Here is an 18,074-nt window from a genome sequence, read left to right on the forward strand (position 1 = left end):
GGTGGGGGGAGCGGGCGCATGCGCGGGCCGGGCACATGGTGGCGGGGCAAAAGCACCCCGGCGAAGGTGGAGACGTACACGCGGGGGTCGTTCCACTTCTTCGCGGTGATCGAGGTCGCCGGGGCCGGGCTGCCGCTCATCGGGCGGATGGGGGGCGCGCCGGGCGCCTGGCTGCTGCTCCTGGTGTGCGCGCACGCGGCGATCTGCATGCTGACCGTGTCGCGCGCGGTGGACTGGGTGCGCGGGCGGCGTGAGCAGCCGCTACGGCTGATGTGCGCGCTCGGCGCCGCCACCGCCGCGGTCGCCGTCACGGCCCTCGCCGTCTCCACTTACGGCCTGAAGGGCGACGGCGCCGACTCGGCGACGGGCAGTGTCTTCGGGGTCACCATGATCTTCGGGGTGGGCATCATCACCCTCGGTGTGCGGCGGCGCAGGCGCGTGTACGCCGTCGTCGCGGGCTTCGCGGCCGGTACGGCGATCGTCGTGCTCGCGATCACCCGGTCCCCGCTCGGCGCGCTGGTCACCTCGCTGATCGTGCTGGTCAGCAGCGGATTCCTCGCCTTCACCGCCGTCTTCTCCGTCTGGCTGCTCAGGGCCGTCTACGAACTCGACGAGGCCCGCGAGACCAGGGCCCGGCTCGCCGTCGCCGAGGAGCGGCTGCGGTTCGGGCGGGATCTGCATGACGTGATGGGGCGGAATCTGGCGGTCATCGCGTTGAAGAGCGAACTCGCCGTGCAGTTGGCGCGGCGCGGGCGGCCCGAGGCCGTGGAGCAGATGATCGAGGTGCAGCGGATCGCGCAGGAGTCGCAGCGCGAGGTGCGGGACGTCGTACGGGGGTATCGGGAGGCCGACCTGGAGGTCGAACTCGCCGGTGCGCAGGGCGTGTTGACGGCGGCAGGGATCCAGTGCGAGGTGACCGGGGAGGCGGCCGGGCTGCCCGCCGAGGTGCAGTCGGCGCTGGCCTGGGTGGTGCGGGAGGCGACCACCAATGTGTTGCGGCACGGGGACGCCGAGCGGTGTGTGGTGGGAGTGCGGGTGCGGGAGGGGCATGTGGTGTTGACGGTGGAGAACGACGGGGCTGCCGGAGCCTCCGACGGGGGTGGCGACCCGGGCGGGAGTGGCGGACTGGGCGGGAGTGGCGGTTCAGGGCTCGCGGGGCTGCGGGAGCGGCTGGCCGCGGTGGACGGGACGCTGGAGGCCGGCCGCGCCGGGGAGGGGCTGTTCCGGCTGGTGGCCGAGGTGCCGTTGGCGGGAGCGGGCGTGCGGGAGGTCACCGTATGACCGGCCGTATGACCGACCGTACGACCGGGCCCGTACGGCTGCTGCTCGCCGACGACGAGCATCTGATCCGGGGCGCGCTCGCCACCCTGCTCTCCCTGGAGGAGGACCTCGTGATCGTCGCCGAGGCGGCGAGCGGGCCGGAGGCGCTGGCGATGGCACGGGCGCACGCACCGGATGTGGCCGTTCTCGATCTCCAGATGCCCGGGGCCGACGGTGTGAAGGTCGCCACATCCCTGCGGGCCGAACTGCCCGGCTGCCGGGTGTTGATCGTGACCAGCCATGGGCGGCCCGGACATCTGAAGCGGGCCCTCGCAGCGGGTGTGCGGGGGTTCGTCCCGAAGACCGTCAGCGCTCAGCGGCTCGCGGAGATCATCCGTACCGTCCACGCCGGAAACCGCTACGTCGACCCGGAGTTGGCCGCCGACGCGATCGCCGCCGGGGACTCGCCGCTGACCGCGAGGGAGGCCGAGGTGCTGGAACTCGCCGCCGACGGGGCGCCCGTCGCGGAGATCGCGGAGCGGGCCGCGCTGTCCCAGGGGACCGTGCGGAACTATCTTTCCTCGGCCGTCTCGAAGCTCGGGGCGGAGAACCGGCACGCCGCGGTGCGGCTCGCACGGGAGCGAGGTTGGGTATAGTGGTTCTCGCGCCACGGCGCATGCGAACGTAGCTCAGTTGGTAGAGCGCAACCTTGCCAAGGTTGAGGTCGCGAGTTCGAACCTCGTCGTTCGCTCCAGATGAAAGCCCCCGGCTTCGGCCGGGGGCTTTTGCGTTGCCCCCGGCCGCATGCCCGCGCCGGGGGCTTTCGCGTCACGACCAGCTGGTGCCCGTCAGGCGCTCGTACGCCTCCACGTACTTGGCCCGGGTCGCGTCCACGACCTCCTGCGGCAGCGGCGGCGGGGGCTGCTCGCTCTTGCGGTCCCAGCCGGAGGCCGGCGAGGTCAGCCAGTCACGCACGAACTGCTTGTCGTACGACGGCTGCGCGTGGCCCGGCTCCCACTGGTCGGCCGGCCAGAAGCGGGAGGAGTCGGGGGTGAGGACCTCGTCGGCGATGATCAGCGTCTCCCCGTCGAAGCCGAACTCGAACTTGGTGTCCGCGAGGATGATGCCGCGGTCGCGGGCGATGTCCCGGCCGCGGGCGTAGACGGCGAGGGTCGCCTGGCGCAGCCGCGCGGCGGTGTCGGCGCCGACCTGGCGGGCGACCTCCTCGTAGGAGACGTTCTCGTCGTGCTCGCCGACCGCGGCCTTGGTGGCCGGGGTGAAGATCGGGGCGGGGAGCTCGCTGCCGTCGACGAGGCCCTCGGGGAGGGCGAGGCCGCAGACGGTGCGGGACTCGTTGTACTCGACCAGGCCGGAGCCGGTGAGGTAGCCGCGGGCGACGGCCTCCACCGGGACCATCTGGAGCGACTTGCAGACGAGGGTGCGGCCCGCCCAGTCGGCGGGAGCGCCGGCCGGCACGTCGGTGCTGAGCACGTGGTTGGGGACCAGGTCGGCGAGCCGGTCGAACCACCACAGGGAGAGCTGGGTGAGGATGCGGCCCTTGTCGGGGATCTCGGTCGGCAGCACCCAGTCGTAGGCGGACATGCGGTCACTGGCGACCATCACGAGGTCGCCGGCCTCGTTCTGGTACAGCTCGCGCACCTTGCCGGTGTGCAGGTGCACCAGGCCCGGAACCTGAATCGGCTCGGGCTTTTCTACGAATCCGGACACGGTTCCTCCCCGTGGTTGAACGAAAGGGGCGCCCGCAGGGCTCGAACAGGGTGGTGGTGGGAGACGGGCGGGCCAATGGCTCGATTCTCCCGTATGCCGGGGATCGCCTTCGGAGTGGGGTGGGCTCGAAAGGGGCGGTGACGTGGGCGTACGTGAGCTCAGTCACGTTTGCAGATGCGGTCCAGGAGGTTGGCCGTGGCGCGCTGGACGCGGGCGTCGACGTGGCCCGGACGGTCCAGGGACGGGGACCAGGCGAAGGTGCCGGAGGCGAAGACCAGGGCGCCGGAGGGTGCGCGGTAGAGGGACGTCTCCTGGTGGCGGAGGACGCCCTCCTTGTCCGTGTACGGGGAGTGGGCGAGCAGGATGCGCTCTTCGTGGTCCGGGAGCGGGGTGCGCGGGAAGTAGCGGTCGGCCTCGCCCGCGACCAGGCCCTCGATCTCGTCGCCTTCATGGGCGCCGGTCGCCTCCCACAGCCAGTGGTCGGCGTTGCGGACGATCAGGGGGTGCGGCTCGGGGACCTGGCCCGCGTACTGGATGCCGATCACCTCCTGCTCGGGGCGGTCGATCTCGCGCCAGAGCACCGGGCGGCCCGGGCCCTGGCGCTTGCGGCAGGTCATCAGGCGGTCTCGGACGCCGGACGGGGACGGGCCCAACTCCACCTGCCAGTACATGGAGTTGGCGGAGAGGAAGACCAGCGAGGTGCCGTTCTCGCGGGCGAGCTCGACCGTGCGGCGCATGTTCGACGACCAGTACTCGTCGTGGCCGGGGAAGACCAGGCCGCGGTAGCGGGTGGGGTCGACGTGGCCCGCGTGCAGGTCGCGGGCGTCGGCGTAGGCGACGTCGTAGCCGTAGCGCTCGGCCCAGCGGATGAAGTCGTAGGCGTGGCCGACGTGCAGGGGCAGGCCCGCGCCCGCGTACGGGCGGTCGAAGGAGACGGTGGTGGCGGCGTCGTTCTCGCCGAGCAGGCGGCCGCTCTCGTCCCAGGCGTGGTAGAGGCTGGCGCCGGTGCGGCCGTCCTCGGGGTAGAGGTTGTAGGCCTGCCAGGTGACGTCGGGGAGGAGCAGGAGCAGGTCCGCGGGGTGGTTGTCGCGGACCGTGAAGGGAATGTGGGAGCGGTAGCCGTCGGCGGTGGTGAGGACGGCCACGTAGGCGCCGATGCTCCAGTACGACGGGATCTGCAGACGCCAGGACAGCCACCAGTGGTGGCAGGAGACCGTGCGGTCGGCGGCGAGCGGCGTGGGCTGCACGATGCCCGAGAGGCGGGGGCTGGTGGTGATCTTCGCGGCGCCGTCACCGCCGTAGTGGCCGATGCGGTAGACGTCGACGGCGAATTCCTGGGGCGGATCGACGGTGATGTGGAAGTCGACGGCCTCGCCCGGGGAGACCGCGCCGGTGGACGTGAAGCCCTTGATCTGGCGGTGGACGTCGTCGGCGGAGCGGGGGCCTCCGGCGGTGCGCGGGCCGGGGATCCTGGGGGTGCCCGCCGTCGGGGGATGGGCCTGCCCGTCGACGTACCAGGGGACGACCTGGCCGGTGTCGTCGAAGTACGTCACGTTGCCGCGCAGCCAGGGGACGGGGCCCTGACCGAAGGGGTCCGTCACGGCGTGCGCGAGTGCCCCCGACTCCCAGCGGCGGATCTGCTCCGACCCCATGGCCATACCCCTCCCTCGTTCCCCCGTGGCCGTGCACCCGTGGTGGTGCTGCGCGCGAACACCCTCCGTCGCGGCCGGCGCCCTCTGCAGTGCGGGCGCCCTGTGTGGTGCGGGCGCCCTGTGTGGTGCGAGTGCTGCCTGTGCTTGCGGTTTCTGCTGTGCGACATGGGCGTTTGTGTGCCTGTCGTATGTCGCAAGCCCTTGCCATGTGCGCTATCGATCCCAGCACATCACATTCCGCACGCATCCTGTCACTATTCGTTGCGAATTGGCCGAAAGTGGAACCAGGGATTCCGACCGCGTACGCCGACCGCACACGGCCTGCACGGCGGCCGTCAGACCAGGCGTACCGGCTTCTCCGGGCGTATGCCCGACTCCACCAGCCAGGCGCGCAGGGGCGCCGGGTCGCCGTCCTCGATGAGGCTGAGGACTCTGGGGGTCAGGTCGGCCGCCCGGGTGCCGTTGATGAGGAGGGTGGGGCCGTCGAGCCAGTCGAGGCCCGGGGCCGCCCCTGCGGTGTCCATCGCGGCGCAGCACACCATGGCCGTCACATGGTCGGTGAGCAGCTCGCGGGAGGTGCGGGGCGGCTGGAGCGGGAAGAGAGGGAGCCCGCCGGTGTCCAGGAGGGTGGTGCCGGGGACGGGGGACGCCTTCTGCTCCGAGGGGGCCGCGGCCTCCTCGCGGGCCAACTCGGCGGTCAGGCCGGCCGCGAGAGCGGAGCTTCGCTCGGTTTCCAGGTCGTCGTCGCCGGGGTGGTCCTCGGCCATGGAGGCGTAGGGGGCCTTGGGCGGCTTGGGCGGCCTGGGGGACTTGACGGGTTCGGGGGGCCCGGGGGGCTCTTGGGGCTCGGGAGGCTCTTCGGGCTGGGGAGGCCTTGCGGGCGGGGCGTCGGTGGAGGGCGCGGTGATCGCCTGCCCGTCCGTGAGGTGCGGGGCGGGGGCCTGAGCGGGGCTGGAGTGCGCTTCGGGGGCCCGATCCGGATTGACGTGCGCTTCGGGGGCCTCATCCGGATTGGCGTGCGCGTCAGGGGTCCGAACGGAGCCGGAGTTCGCCTCGGGGGTCCGGTCGGGGCCTGTGTGTGCGTCGGGGGTCTGATCGGGCTCAGCGTGCGCGGCGGGGGTCCGAACGGGCTCAGCGTGCGCGGCGGGGGTCCGAACGGGCTCGGCATGCGACGCGGGGCCCTGAACGGGCTCAGCGTGCGGGACAGGGGCCCCAACGGGCTCGGTGTGCGACGCGGGGCCCTGAACGGGCTCGGCATGCGACGCGGGGCCCTGAACGGGCTCAGCGTGCGGGACAGGGGTCCCAACGGGCTCGGCATGCGACGCGGGGCCCTGATCGGGCTCAGCGTGCGGGACAGGGGTCCCAACGGGCTCGGCATGCGACGCGGGGCCCTGAACGGGCTCAGCGTGCGGGACAGGGGCCTGATCGGGCTCGGCATGCGCGACAGGGGTCCCAACGGGCTCGGCATGCGACGCGGGGCCCTGAACGAGCTCGGCGTGCGACTCGGGGGGCCAGTCGGCTGGGGTGTCCGGTGGGGCCGACAGGTGGTCCAGGACTCGGGCCAGGGTCGGGCCGTCGGCCTCCGGGCGGGTGGCCTCGGTGGTGCGGCGGACGCCGAGGGCGTCGAGGACGCGGTGGAGGCGGGCCGCGTCGGTACGCCATTTACGGTCGACGACCTCTTCCGGGTACTCCTGCCAGTCCACCGGGGACCAGTCCGGGCCGGCCTCGGCGGGGCCGCCGTGGAAGAGGCGGGCGGCGAGGAGCGAGGCGGCCTCGTCGACCACGCCCGGCTCTTCGAGCAGGTCACAGGCGGGGCGCTCGCCCAGCCGGGAGGCGAAGCCCTCGGCCAGTCGGTCCCGCCGGGACAGCTCGGTGAGCGCGGCGACGACGCCCGCGTCCAGCCGGGACGGCCAGCGGCCCATCCGCCAGGCGGGCAGCGCGACCCGTGTCAGCAGCCGGTCCCAGCCCGCGTACGCCAGCCCGACCTGTTCCTGGGCGACGATCCGCAGCCCGTAATCCACAGCCTGTGCACGCTCGGCGGCCGCGGCGGCCACACCCCGCTCCATCTCGGCCGCGTGGTCCCGGCAGCTGCGCAGCAGCAGTCGCGCGACCCAGCCGATGCCGGCGCACACCGCCCGGGATCCCGGACAACGGCCGCGCGTCGAGGCGACGGCCACGGTGGCGTCCAGACCCCGGACGAAGCGCCGCGCCTGGGCTATGTCCGGGTGGGCCGAGGGTCCGGTACCGGCGACGACCGGGGCGAGGACCGCGCGCAGCTCGCCGACGCGCATCCACCACAGGAACGGGGAGCCGATGACGAGGACGGGGGCGACCGGCGTATGGCGGTGGTTTCCGCGCGCGCTGCCGCCGTGCAGGCCGTTGAGCCCGTCCTCGTTTCGGCCCTCGGTCGGCGGTGGGCCGTGGGACGGGTGGGTGCGGTCCTCCAGCCAGCTGTCGCAGTCCGGGGTGAGGGCTATCGCGGACGGGGCGGGCACGTCGAGGCGGTCGGCGAGGTCACGCACCATCCGGTACAGGTCCGGTGCCTGCTCCTCACCGATCGGGACCGTGGGGCTGACGGCGGGACGGGCGCGGGCGACGACCAGGGCGATGGCGGCAGCGGCGAGCAGGACGAGTACGGCGAGGGGGGTGACGACCCAGCGCGCGGCGTGCCAGCCCGGGCCGACGAGGTGGCCGGTGGAGGCGCCGGTGAGCAGCACCACGGCGAACGCCGCGGGCAGTACCGCGACGGCCAGCGCGCGGCTGCGGACCCGCAGCACGGCCATGGCACGGGCACGCGCTGCCTGCGCACCCACCTCGACACCCATACCGGTCACGCCGGACCTCACCCCCTCCGCGCTGCCCTGGCTGTCCGAACTGTCCTGGCTTTGCTCACTCCCCCACTGTGGCACCCACCACCGACATCGCAATGCCGGTGGGCCAAGTGCCGGAACGCTTGCGCCGCACCCTAGTTGGGGCTTCGGCACACGTCAGCCGGATGGGGCATCGGTCACTCGATGGAATGGCTTTGGGGAAAGCTGGATGACGGACAGCGAGGATCAGGCCCCTGATCCCGGCCTGTTTCCGAGCTCGTTTCCGGGCTCGTTTCCGGCCCTGATCCCGGCCCTGATCCGGGCCTGGTCCCGGCAAGGAACAGGCCCCGAATCCTGAGACGGATTCGGGGCCTGCGGGGTTTATCCGAGGCGGGCACTCGCGCTGATTACGCGCCTGCCGCCGCCTTCGCCGCGATGTCCGTGCGGTGCTGGGAGCCGTCGAGCTTGACGCGGGCCACGGCCCGGTACGCGCGGTCGCGGGCCTGGGTGAGGTCCTTGCCGGTCGCCGTGACGGACAGGACGCGGCCGCCGGCGCTCACGATCGCGTCGCCGTCCCGCTTGGTACCGGCGTGCAGGACGAAGGCGTGCGGGGCGTCCTCGGCGGCCACCTCGTCGAGGCCGGTGATCGGGTCACCGGTGCGCGGGGTGCCGGGGTAGTTGTGCGAGGCGACGACCACGGTGACCGCGGCGTCGTCGCTCCAGCGCAGCGGCTCCAGGTCGGCGAGGTCGCCCTTGGCGGCGGCCAGCAGGACACCGGCCAGCGGGGTCTTCAGACGGGCCAGGACGACCTGGGTCTCGGGGTCGCCGAAGCGGGCGTTGAACTCGATGACCCGTACGCCCCGGGAGGTGATCGCGAGACCGGCGTAGAGCAGCCCGGAGAACGGGGTGCCACGGCGGCGCATCTCGTCGACGGTCGGCTGGAGGACCGTCTCCAGGACCTCCTCGACCAGCTTCGGGTCGGCCCACGGGAGCGGGGAGTACGCGCCCATGCCCCCGGTGTTCGGGCCCTCGTCGCCGTCGAGCGCCCGCTTGAAGTCCTGGGCGGGCTGGAGCGGGACCACCGTCTCGCCGTCGGTGACGGCGAAGAGGGAGACCTCGGGGCCGTCGAGGAACTCCTCGATGACGACGCGCTCGCAGGAGTTGGCGTGCGCCCTGGCCGCGTCGAGGTCGGCGGTCACGACGACGCCCTTGCCGGCGGCGAGACCGTCGTCCTTGACGACGTACGGGGCGCCGAAGGCGTCGAGGGCCTCGTCGACCTCCTCTGGCGTCGTGCAGACGTAGGAGCGGGCCGTCGGGACGCCGGCCGCCGCCATCACGTCCTTGGCGAACGCCTTGGAGCCCTCGATCTCCGCGGCCTCCCCGGAGGGGCCGAAGACCGGGATGCCCGCCTCGCGCACGGCGTCGGCGACCCCGGCGACGAGCGGTGCCTCCGGGCCTACGACCACGAGGTCGGCGCCGAGCTCCGTGGCCAGCGCGGATACGGCCTTGCCGTCCAGGGCGTCGACCTGGTGCAGCTCGGCGACCTCGGCGATGCCGGCGTTGCCGGGGGCGCAGTGCAGCGCCGTGACGTCGGGGTCGAGGGACAGGGAGCGGCACAGGGCGTGTTCGCGGGCGCCGTTACCGATGACGAGGACCTTCACGGGGGTCAGCCTAACGGGGTTTTTGTGCGGGGCGATGAGCGGCCGGGGGTTGGTGACCTGTACGTTCCTCCAACTCGGGAGCCCGCCCCCTCCCGCTACTCGTTCGTGAACTCCTCCACCACCGTCGCGCCCAGCTCCCGCACGATCAGCTCGTAGCCGGACAGCGCCGACTCGTTGAGGTCGGGGTCGTCGTCCTCCGGGATGTCGTCCTCGATGGACACCGGGGGCGGCGGCTCGGGGGCGGAGGAGGGCCGGGACACGGGGGTGGGGGCGGCGCTCGGCGCCGGGGCCGCCGGAGGCGGGGTGGCTGCCGAGGGCGTCGGCCGGGGAGGGGCCGGGCGCTGGGCGGACGTACCGCCACCGCCGTAGCCGCTGTTGCCGCCACCGCCGTAACCGCCGCCACCGCCGAAGCCGGAGGAGCCGCCCGGCGGCGGGGGAGCCGAACCTCCGCCCGACGGGTCGATGACCGCCTCGATCTTCCACTGGACCTGGAACTGCTCGGCCAGCGCCTGGCGCAGGACGTCCTCGCTGCCGCTGCTCGCGAAGTTGTCGCGCGCGCCGGCGTTCACGAAGCCGAGTTGGAGGGTGGTGCCGTCGAAGCCGGCCACATGGGCGTTCTGGCTGAGCAGGATCCAGGTGAAGCGGCGGCGGTTCTTGACCGCCTCCAGGATGTTCGGCCAGAGCATGCGCGGGTCGAGGCCGCCGCTCGGGGGTGCGTAGGCGGGTGCCGGGCCCGCGGTGGGAGCGGGTGCGGGCGCCGCGGGCTGCGGTGGGGGTGCGGGGGCGCCGCTCGGCGTGGCCGGGGGCCGGGTGCCGCCGCCCGTGGGGGCTGCCGTGGGCCAGCCGCCGGGGCGTCGGCCACCGCCTGCGGGCGCTGCGGTGGGCCAGGCGCCCGGGGCCGGGGCGGGGGCGGAGGGTGCCGGGGGGGTCGCCGCAGGGGCGGGTGCGGGTGTGGGCGCAGGGGTGGGCGGAGCCTGAGGCGGCTGGGGCGGTCGGTCGGCCTGCGGCGGCTCGGCGGGCGCCGGGGGCGCGGGCGTTGCCTGCCCCGTGGGCGCACTCGGCCCCGCCGGAGCCGCGGCGGGCCCGGGTCCGGTCGCGGGCGCCTGTCCAGGGCCCCCCGAAGCCCGTACGGCGGCCCGGGCCGCGGCAGGCCCGCCACCCGGCGGAACCGGCGCGGCGGCCGCTCCCGCGTGGGCGTCGGGGCCGGGTACGTACCCCATCGCGGGCATGCCGCCGCCGCCCGCGGTCGCGGCCGCCGAGAAGTTGACGCCCCGCTCCAGCCGGTCGAGCCGGGCCATCACGGAACGCTCGTCCCCGTACGCCGCGGGCAGCATCACGCGCGCGCAGATCAGCTCCAGCTGCAGCCGGGGCGAGTTGGCCCCCCGCATCTCGGTCAGACCGTCGTTGACCAGGTCGGCGGCACGGCTCAGCTCGGCGGCGCCGAAGATGCCGGCCTGGGCCTGCATGCGCTCCAGCACATCGGCCGGTGCGTCGATGAGCCCCTTCCCGGCGGCGTCCGGGACGGCCGCGAGGATGACGAGGTCGCGCAGCCGCTCCAGCAGGTCGGCGACGAACCGCCGGGGATCGTTGCCCCCCTCGATGACCCGGTCCACGACCTCGAAGGCGGCGGCCCCGTCACCGGTCGCGAAGGCCTCCACCACGGAGTCGAGAAGCGAGCCGTCGGTGTACCCGAGCAGAGAGGTGGCCATGGCATACGTCACACCCTCCTCCCTCGCTCCGGCGAGCAGCTGGTCCATGACGGACATGGAGTCACGCACGGAGCCCTGGCCGGCCCGCACGACGAGGGGCAGGACGCCGTCCTCGACGGGGATGTCCTCCTTGCCGCACACCTCGCCGAGGTACTCCCGCAGGGTGCCGGGCGGCACGAGCCGGAAGGGGTAGTGGTGCGTCCGCGACCGGATGGTGCCGATGACCTTCTCGGGCTCGGTGGTGGCGAAGATGAACTTGAGGTGCTCCGGGGGCTCCTCGACGACCTTCAGCAGCGCGTTGAAACCGGCCGACGTGACCATGTGGGCCTCGTCGATGATGTAGATCTTGTAGCGGCTGGAGGCGGGCCCGAAGAAGGCCTTCTCGCGGAGCTCACGAGCGTCGTCCACACCACCGTGGGACGCGGCGTCGATCTCGATGACGTCGATGGACCCGGGGCCGTTGCGCGCGAGGTCCTGGCACGACTGGCACTCCCCGCACGGGGTCGGCGTAGGGCCCTGCTCGCAGTTCAGACACCGGGCGAGGATCCGCGCACTGGTCGTCTTGCCGCAGCCGCGCGGACCGCTGAACAGGTACGCATGATTGACCCGGTTGTTCCGCAGCGCCTGCTGCAGCGGGTCAGTGACATGCTCCTGCCCGATGACCTCGGCGAACGACTCCGGGCGATAGCGGCGGTACAGCGCGAGAGACGACACGCATACGAGGTTATAGGCGCCCACTGACAACCCACCCCGCAGCGGGAACGCAAGCGCCCCCCACGCACCCGCCAGAGCCGACCTACCCTTGCTGCCTTCCGGCCCTGGGGGAGTTCAGTCAGATAGCGCCGCGTGAGGGGCTCCGCACAGAGTACCCGACGTCAGCGGGTGGGAACGAGTTCGCGAGCACTCCTCTCGGTCATGTAATGTTTCCGGCGGAGGATTCGCCTAGAGGCCTAGGGCGCACGCTTGGAAAGCGTGTTGGGGGCAACCCCTCACGAGTTCGAATCTCGTATCCTCCGCCAGTGCCTCACCGGGCACGATGTCGAAGGGCCCCACCGCTTGCGGTGGGGCCCTTCGACATGGCCCGGATCCGGGCCGCTCCCCCGGGCGACCGCGTCACAATCGGCGGGCGCACCTGCCCCGACGGCGCCGCGTAGGCGCATACTGGGGGCAATGACTAAGCCTGCTGTACCGAAGCGTCATCTGCCTACCAGCCCCTTCAAGGCGCCGGTCGCACCTGCTCCCAAGCACTTCGCCGTGGGCGACCAGGTCACACACGACGTGTACGGCCTCGGCCGGGTGATCGGCATCGAGGACGGAATCGCGGCACTCGTGGATTTCGGATCGGCGCAAATGCGGATCCTGAGCCCGTACGCCAAGATGACCAAGCTGTAGGACCGCTGTGCCCGGTCACGGCACACCAGGTCCCTTCGGGGGCCTGTAACGAAAGGCAGACCCCTCATCGACCTGACCTCGCTGTTCTCCGCTCCGGAAGGGCAACCCCGCCGTTCCGCCGCCGTATCGCCGCCTCCGACGACCGATCCCTTCCGGGCACCGGACTTCGGAGAAGACGAGAACCTCCGGTTCGAGGACGCTCAAGAGCCCGCCCCGGGCGCGCGTACAGCGCGGTCCAGGGCTGCCTAGACCGCGTACACGCACCCCTTGCGGCCCCGGTGAAGGCGGGTGGCTCAGCCCGTCGGGGCCTCTCGGCGGCTGTACGACCAGTAGCCCGCTGCCGTCAGTGCCGCGGTGTAGAGCAGGTAGACCACCAGGGCCACCGGGGTCGACAGGTCCGAGCCGACCATGACTTCCGCGAAGGACCGGTCCTTGGCCGTGAAGGCCGATACGTCGGTGAGCATCGCCCGGCCCGTCGCGAACGGCAGCCAGTCGGACACACCGCCCAGGCCGGGGACGTAGCCCAGCAGCAGGCCCGCCAGGCGTTCGCCCAGGACCGGCCACAGACAGAGGATCAGTACGGGCATGATCCTGTTGCGCAGCAGGGCGACCAGGGCGAGGCACAGCAGTGCCCAGCAGCCCATCCACAGGACGAACCGCAGCACCGGTGGCAGGACCTCGCCCCAGGCGGGCTGAGGGGCGCCGGACGCGGTCAGGACGACCGCCGCCGAGACCGCGCCCACCAGTGCGCTCGTCGCCGCGACACCAGCGCCCACCAGGAATCCGACCGCTGCCTTCGCCAGGTACGCGGTCCGGCGGCCGTTGACGGCCAGCCATGTCGTGCGCGCGGCGCCGCGCACCAGGTCGGTCGAGACCGGTCCGGTGCCGAGGATCAGCACGAAGAAGCAGAGCGTCGGGATCTGGGTCGCCATCGGCGCCCACGCCAGGGTGTCGGCCATCGACGCGGCGCTGACCGCCCTCGCCCTGTCCAGGTCGAAGAGCAGGCCGGGGCCGGTGAGCAGGCTCAGCGCGGCCACCACGCCGAGCAGCACCCACGTGGACCGCAGCGCCGCGAGGTGGCGCCACTCGTACCGGCACGCGTTGCGGAACGCCTCGCCGGCCGTGACGGTCCTCGGGACCGGCGGCGGGGTGTGTGTCAGGGGTGCGGTCACGAGATCCTGAACTCCTCTTCCGCGATGGACAGGTAGAAGTCCTCCAGCGACGGCATCTCCTCGGACAGCCAGTGCAGTGCCACGCCGCCCTCCGCCGCGAGGGTGGCGACCCGGATCCGGTCCAGGCCCGTGATGTGCGCGCTCGGCCCGCCGGCCGACCGCAGCCGGCCACCCCGCTCCTCGACCAGGCGAGTGAGCTTCGGCAGGTCCGGCGACTGCACCGTCACCAGACTCCGGCTGCCCGCCCGGGACAGCAGCTCCGCGATCGGTGAGGCGGCCACGACGCGGCCCCGCGACAGCACCACCACACGGTCCGCGAGCTGCTCCATCTCGCCCAGCAGATGGCTGGAGACCATGACGGCTCTGCCTTCCGCCGCCCGGTCCCGCAGGAATTCCCGCAGCCAGCGGATCGAATGCGGGTCGAGGCCGTTCGCGGGCTCGTCGAGAACGAGCACCGGCGGATCTCCGAGCAGCGCCTGCGCGATTCCCACGCGCTGGGCCATTCCCAGAGAAAGCTGGGAAAGTTTCAGCCGGGCGGCCTGCGCAAGGCCCACCAATTCCAGCATGTCGTCGACGCGCCGGTCCGACGCACCGCATCCCGCGGCCACCATCCGCACATGCGAGCGCACCCGGTGATTGGGGTGGCCAGCAATTCCGCCGAGGACCGCGCCCACGACATTTCCGGGAGATCCCCAGGAATGCAGCGGGCGGCCGAGAAACCGTGTTTCGCCCGCCCCGCGCGCGAGGCCCAGCATCAGCCGGATGGTGGTGGTCTTGCCGGCGCCGTTCGCGCCGACGAAGCCGGTCACCTCACCCGCGTGCAGCGACAGCGAGACGTCGTCGAGAACCGTTCTGCTGCCGAACGAGCGCCTCAGGCCCCGTGCTTCGACCAGTACGTCGCCTTTCGGCACGCCTGTTCCTCTCCGTAGTGCCGGGCCCCGACGGGTCAGGACGCGGCAACGTCAGGAACGTCAGGACCAGGGGAAGCCTTCGTTGATGCCGAAGAGCACGGTGAACAGCGCCAGTGCCCCCAGCGGGACGATCACGAACGAGTCGGGTCGTTCGCGCCGGACCGCGCCCCAGACGAGGGCGACGAGCGGTCCGACGAGTCCGGCGGCCATCAGGGCCCAACCCGCCCCTTTGTGGCCGACCAGGTTGAACGCGACGAACGCCGCCGTGATGAAGCAGAAGGGCGAGGCCCACAGGTTCTTCAGGGCGGCGGGCGATTCGGTGGTGGAGGCCATGGGTGTCTCCTCGCGTTGGGCCGGGGCCGGACGAACGCCACCGCGGGACGCGGCGGCGGACGGTGTCCAGGTGCGTCCCGGAGCGCACCTGGACACCACCTCACCTGCTAGAACAGGCTGCGAATGTAGGTGTACAGCTGGTACTGCGCCTCGGCGCCGGCCGCGATCCAGGCGATCCGGACCGGGTGGTACCAGGCCAGCCCGTCCATGTACGAACGGAACTTGCCCCAGCCACTCCTGGCCGCCTTGACGGCGTCGTCGAAGAGCTTGCCGCCGTGCCGCTTCAGCAGGTTGTACAGGGCCTTGGCGGCGCTGCCGATGGCGGCACGGGACTGGGCCTTGCTCGCCGTGCCGTCCGCGACGGCACGCACCGACTGGGCGTCCCCGGCCTTCAACTCGGCCATGACGGCACGGTTGGCCAGGAGGGCGCGGGCGTTCGCCGCGGACAGCGTCACCTCGGCGGTCGCCGCCGTGCGGGCCCGGTCGGCCTCCGACGCCTGGGCCAGTCCGGCACCGGTGCCGAGAGCCACGGCAGCCAGAGCCGAAACCGCTGCCATACGCAGCGTGTTGCGGTTCATGTAGAATCTCCCTTGCGTTCAATCGCAAGGGGAGGAAGCCCGAATGGGCGACCTGGACAGGCGTGGAAACCGAATAGGTCCCCCGCGGACTTCTTCCCCCGATTACTTCTCTCCGGACGCACAATCCCCAAAGACCCGCGGGCGGTTGATCAATCCGCATACGCCGGCAATTGGTTATGGGTCCTCCGCCTCAACCCGGCTGGTCAGGCCGGGCGTTCGACGCGGACAGAACATAGCACGGCCGAAGATCTTTTGGCCAGAAAGTGTGTTTACAACTGCCGGGGATGGAAAGGCATTTCGTTTATTCGTGGACCAAGTCGCGTGTCGATGCCGGTTCCAGGTGTTGTTCCGCCCAGATGGTCTTGCCCTTGGCGGTCTGGCGGGTGCCCCAGCGCTGGGTCAGTTGGGCGACCAGGAGGAGGCCGCGGCCGCCCTCGTCGTAGCTGCGGGCGCGGCGGAGATGGGGAGCGGTGTTGCCGCCGTCGAAGACCTCGCAGATGAGCGAGCTGTCGTGGGTGAGGTGGATGAGGCGGAGCTGGATCGGGGGTTCCGCGTGCCGGATGGCGTTGGTGACGAGTTCGCTGACGACCAGTTCGGTGACGAAGGCGGCGTCCTCCAGCCCCCAGGCCTCCAGCTGGGCCAGCGCGTCCTTGCGGGTCTGGGCGACGGCGGAGGGGTCGGACGGAACGTCCCAGGTGGCCACCTGGCTCGCGTCGAGGGCGCGGGTGCGGGCCACCAGCAGGGCGACGTCGTCGGGCGGGCGGGGCGGCAGAAGGTCGGTGAGGATCCTGTCGCACAGCGCGTTCAGGGTCGGCTCCGGGCCGGAGAGCAGCCGGCGGAGGCGGAGAATGCCGTCGTCGATGTCGCGGTCCGGGGACTCGATCAGGCCATTGGTGTAGAGGGCGAGCAGGCTGCCCTCCGGCAGGTCGATCTCGGCCGACTCGAAGGGCAGGCCGCCCAGGCCCAGCGGCGGGCCCGCCGGAAGGTCGACGAGGTCGGCGATGCCGTCGGGGCTCACCACGGCCGGCAGCGGATGCCCGGCCCGGGCCAGCGTGCAGCGCTGGGAGATCGGGTCGTACACGGCGTACAGGCAGGTCGTGCCGACCTCACCGCCGGCGCCGGTCCCGGGGGACCGGTCGGCGGCCGGCCGGTCGCCCTCCCGCTCGGTGGACAGACGGGCGACGATGTCGTCGAGGTGGGTGAGCAGTTCGTCCGGGGGCAGGTCGATGTCGGCGAGGGTGCGCACGGCGGTCCGTAGCCGGCCCATGGTCGCGGAGGCGTGGATGCCGTGGCCGACGATGTCGCCGACGACGAGTGCCACCCGCGCCCCCGACAGCGGGATCACGTCGAACCAGTCGCCGCCGACGCCGGCGTGCGCGCCGGCCGGGAGATAGCGGGAGGCGACCTCCACCGCCGCCTGCTCGGGCAGCCGTTGCGGCAGCAGGCTGCGCTGGAGCATCACCGCCGTGCCGCGTTCGCGGGTGTAGCGGCGGGCGTTGTCGATGCAGACGGCCGCCCTGGCCGCCAGTTCCTCGGCCAGCACCAGGTCGTCCTGCTGGAAGATCCGGGGCTGGCGATGGCGGACGAGGACGGCGACGCCCAGGGTGGTGCCGCGGGCCGACAGGGGGACCACCATCACCGAGTGCACGCCGAACTCACGGACCCGGGAGGCCCGGGCCGGGTCACGGGCGACCAGCGCGGTGATCGCCGGGTGCGTCATCCCGTACACCGCGGCCCGTCCGGAGCGGAGCGTCTCGACCGGCGCGGAGCCCTCCGGGTACTCGTCCACGTCACCCAGGGCGACGACCGCCTCCGGTGCGCCCGGGGTCGCGGACTGGTGGGCGGCCCGGCGCAGCACCAGCGGGCCGGTCAGGGTCCCGGCCTCCGGGAGCGGCTCGTGCAGGTCGTCCAGGGAGGTCAGCAGGTCGACGCTGACGAAGTCGGCGAGTTCCGGGACCGTCACGTCCGCCAGCTCCTGCGCCGTACGCATCACGTCGAGGGTGGTGCCGATGCGCCGCCCGGCCTCCGCGATCAGCTGGAGGCGCTTGCGGGCCCAGTACTGCTCGGTCATGTCGTGCGCGGTGAGGCAGACGCCCCGCACCTCGCCCGTCGCGTCGCGGAGCGTCGACATGAAGACCGACCAGGCGTGCTCCCGTTTCTCACCGGCGGCGCGCAGGAAGTTCTCGTTGTACTGCGGCTCACCGGTCTCCAGCACCCGCGCCATGCTCTGTTCCGCCCGGTCGCCGGCCGGGCCGTCCACGATCTCGTTGACGCGCAGCCCGAGCATGTCCTGCTCGGTGAGGGCGACCGAGCGTTCCATGTCCGCGTTGGCGCGGCGCAGCCGGAGCCTGGTGTCGTAGAGCGCCACCGCGCAGCAGGGTGACTGGGCGAAGCTCCAGGTCACGAGGGTGTCGTCGAGCGGCTCGGGCTGCTGCCCGCTCAGGGCGGAGACCAGAAGCCATGCCCGCGTACCCGCACCCGCCCGCCCACCCCCTCCCACGCCCGTGGCCCCGCCCGGCTCGGGTGTCCTGTGGTGCGCCAGGACCTTGATCTCCAGCCGTCGGCCGTCGCGGTGCCGGACGGGGAGCTCGCCGTGCCATCTGGGCAGCTGCGCGAACGGGGGCAGGTCCTCGGCCGGGACCGGCTCGGCCAGCAGCTCGGCCGCCGGCCGGCCGACGATCTCTTCGGCCGCGTACCCCAGCAGCCGCTCGGCCCCCGCGTTCCACCCGGTCACCGTGCCGCGCTCATCGACTGTGACGCGGGCCGTGAGGGCCTCGCCGACCACGTCGTCGAGGGGCCGCGTCGTCGTCCGGCCGGTGATGACGGGCTCGTCCATGATCATTCATCTCGCTCTCGCCGGGATACGCC

The 18,074-nt window shown here is 72.5% G+C and carries 13 protein-coding genes, 2 tRNA genes and 1 other RNA gene; 5 read left to right on the forward strand and 11 right to left on the reverse strand.

Annotated elements, in window-relative coordinates; genetic code table 11:
- The first annotated feature begins 18 nt into the window (after window positions 1-18).
- From ABIE67_RS22825 to ABIE67_RS22835, 3 genes are all read left to right on the forward strand, one after another.
- A complete protein-coding gene (locus ABIE67_RS22825; protein WP_370260399.1) occupies window positions 19-1,281 on the forward strand; it encodes a sensor histidine kinase in 1,263 nt (420 codons plus the stop codon).
- A complete protein-coding gene (locus ABIE67_RS22830) occupies window positions 1,278-1,916 on the forward strand; it encodes a response regulator (RefSeq protein ID WP_370260400.1) in 639 nt (212 codons plus the stop codon). Before ABIE67_RS22825 ends, ABIE67_RS22830 begins: the two co-directional genes overlap by 4 nt.
- Before the next feature lie 22 nt (window positions 1,917-1,938).
- Window positions 1,939-2,014, forward strand: a tRNA-Gly gene (locus ABIE67_RS22835).
- 74 nt (window positions 2,015-2,088) lie between these two features.
- Here the strand turns inward: ABIE67_RS22835 and ABIE67_RS22840 are convergent.
- The 6 genes from ABIE67_RS22840 to ffs all read right to left on the reverse strand — a co-directional run bounded on the left by ABIE67_RS22840 (window position 2,089) and on the right by ffs (window position 11,679).
- Window positions 2,089-2,988: a phosphoribosylaminoimidazolesuccinocarboxamide synthase gene (locus ABIE67_RS22840; RefSeq protein ID WP_370260401.1), complete on the reverse strand. Its 900-nt coding sequence runs from the start codon at window positions 2,986-2,988 to the stop codon at window positions 2,089-2,091.
- A 158-nt stretch (window positions 2,989-3,146) separates the two neighbouring features.
- Window positions 3,147-4,640, reverse strand: coding sequence for a N,N-dimethylformamidase beta subunit family domain-containing protein (locus ABIE67_RS22845; RefSeq protein WP_370260402.1), 1,494 nt, complete (start codon window positions 4,638-4,640; stop codon window positions 3,147-3,149).
- A 335-nt stretch (window positions 4,641-4,975) separates the two neighbouring features.
- Window positions 4,976-7,474, reverse strand: coding sequence for a hypothetical protein (locus ABIE67_RS22850; RefSeq protein WP_370260403.1), 2,499 nt, complete (start codon window positions 7,472-7,474; stop codon window positions 4,976-4,978).
- 383 nt (window positions 7,475-7,857) lie between these two features.
- Entirely contained in the window at window positions 7,858-9,111 is a 1,254-nt protein-coding gene (purD, locus tag ABIE67_RS22855; RefSeq protein ID WP_370260404.1) for a phosphoribosylamine--glycine ligase, read from the reverse strand.
- Between the two features lie 95 nt (window positions 9,112-9,206).
- Window positions 9,207-11,534: a DNA polymerase III subunit gamma and tau gene (locus tag ABIE67_RS22860; protein WP_370260405.1), complete on the reverse strand. Its 2,328-nt coding sequence runs from the start codon at window positions 11,532-11,534 to the stop codon at window positions 9,207-9,209.
- Window positions 11,535-11,580: 46 nt separating this feature from the next.
- An RNA gene (gene ffs / locus ABIE67_RS22865) (signal recognition particle sRNA small type) lies at window positions 11,581-11,679 on the reverse strand.
- A gap of 72 nt (window positions 11,680-11,751) precedes the next feature.
- Here ffs and ABIE67_RS22870 point away from each other — a divergent pair.
- Window positions 11,752-11,839: transfer RNA gene (locus tag ABIE67_RS22870), tRNA-Ser, on the forward strand.
- Between the two features lie 151 nt (window positions 11,840-11,990).
- Window positions 11,991-12,212, forward strand: a complete 222-nt coding sequence (locus ABIE67_RS22875; RefSeq protein ID WP_370260406.1) for a hypothetical protein — start codon at window positions 11,991-11,993, stop codon at window positions 12,210-12,212.
- A 293-nt stretch (window positions 12,213-12,505) separates the two neighbouring features.
- On the opposite strand, the gene ABIE67_RS22880 is transcribed toward ABIE67_RS22875, so the two are convergent.
- The 5 genes from ABIE67_RS22880 to ABIE67_RS22900 all read right to left on the reverse strand — a co-directional run bounded on the left by ABIE67_RS22880 (window position 12,506) and on the right by ABIE67_RS22900 (window position 18,042).
- Entirely contained in the window at window positions 12,506-13,384 is an 879-nt protein-coding gene (locus ABIE67_RS22880; protein WP_370260407.1) for an ABC transporter permease subunit, read from the reverse strand.
- Window positions 13,381-14,295 carry an ABC transporter ATP-binding protein gene (locus tag ABIE67_RS22885; protein ID WP_370260408.1) on the reverse strand — a complete coding sequence of 305 codons (915 nt, stop codon included), beginning with the start codon at window positions 14,293-14,295 and terminating at the stop codon, window positions 13,381-13,383. Before ABIE67_RS22885 ends, ABIE67_RS22880 begins: the two co-directional genes overlap by 4 nt.
- Window positions 14,296-14,355: 60 nt before the next feature.
- Entirely contained in the window at window positions 14,356-14,628 is a 273-nt protein-coding gene (locus tag ABIE67_RS22890) for a hypothetical protein (protein ID WP_370260410.1), read from the reverse strand.
- 107 nt (window positions 14,629-14,735) lie between these two features.
- The gene (locus ABIE67_RS22895; protein WP_370260411.1) at window positions 14,736-15,206 is read right to left on the reverse strand and encodes a hypothetical protein; all 471 of its coding nucleotides are present in this window, start codon (window positions 15,204-15,206) and stop codon (window positions 14,736-14,738) included.
- Window positions 15,207-15,507: 301 nt separating this feature from the next.
- Complete coding sequence (locus ABIE67_RS22900) at window positions 15,508-18,042, reverse strand: SpoIIE family protein phosphatase (RefSeq protein ID WP_370260413.1); 2,535 nt, start codon at window positions 18,040-18,042, stop codon at window positions 15,508-15,510.
- Window positions 18,043-18,074: the final 32 nt, after the last annotated feature.

Origin of the sequence: Streptomyces sp. V4I8 (genome assembly GCF_041261225.1) — a bacterium.
In the GTDB taxonomy this organism is placed as follows: Bacteria; Actinomycetota; Actinomycetes; order Streptomycetales; family Streptomycetaceae; genus Streptomyces.

What these genes read in the sequence shown, in the direction of transcription:
- ABIE67_RS22825 (WP_370260399.1), top strand. Translation starts at nt 19, where the DNA reads ATGCGCGGGCCGGGCACATGGTGGCGGGGCAAAAGCACCCCGGCGAAG.
- ABIE67_RS22830 (WP_370260400.1), top strand. Translation starts at nt 1,278, where the DNA reads ATGACCGGCCGTATGACCGACCGTACGACCGGGCCCGTACGGCTGCTG.
- ABIE67_RS22845 (WP_370260402.1), bottom strand. Translation starts at nt 4,640, where the DNA reads ATGGGGTCGGAGCAGATCCGCCGCTGGGAGTCGGGGGCACTCGCGCAC.
- ABIE67_RS22890 (WP_370260410.1), bottom strand. Translation starts at nt 14,628, where the DNA reads ATGGCCTCCACCACCGAATCGCCCGCCGCCCTGAAGAACCTGTGGGCC.
- ABIE67_RS22875 (WP_370260406.1), top strand. Translation starts at nt 11,991, where the DNA reads ATGACTAAGCCTGCTGTACCGAAGCGTCATCTGCCTACCAGCCCCTTC.
- ABIE67_RS22895 (WP_370260411.1), bottom strand. Translation starts at nt 15,206, where the DNA reads ATGAACCGCAACACGCTGCGTATGGCAGCGGTTTCGGCTCTGGCTGCC.
- ABIE67_RS22900 (WP_370260413.1), bottom strand. Translation starts at nt 18,042, where the DNA reads ATGGACGAGCCCGTCATCACCGGCCGGACGACGACGCGGCCCCTCGAC.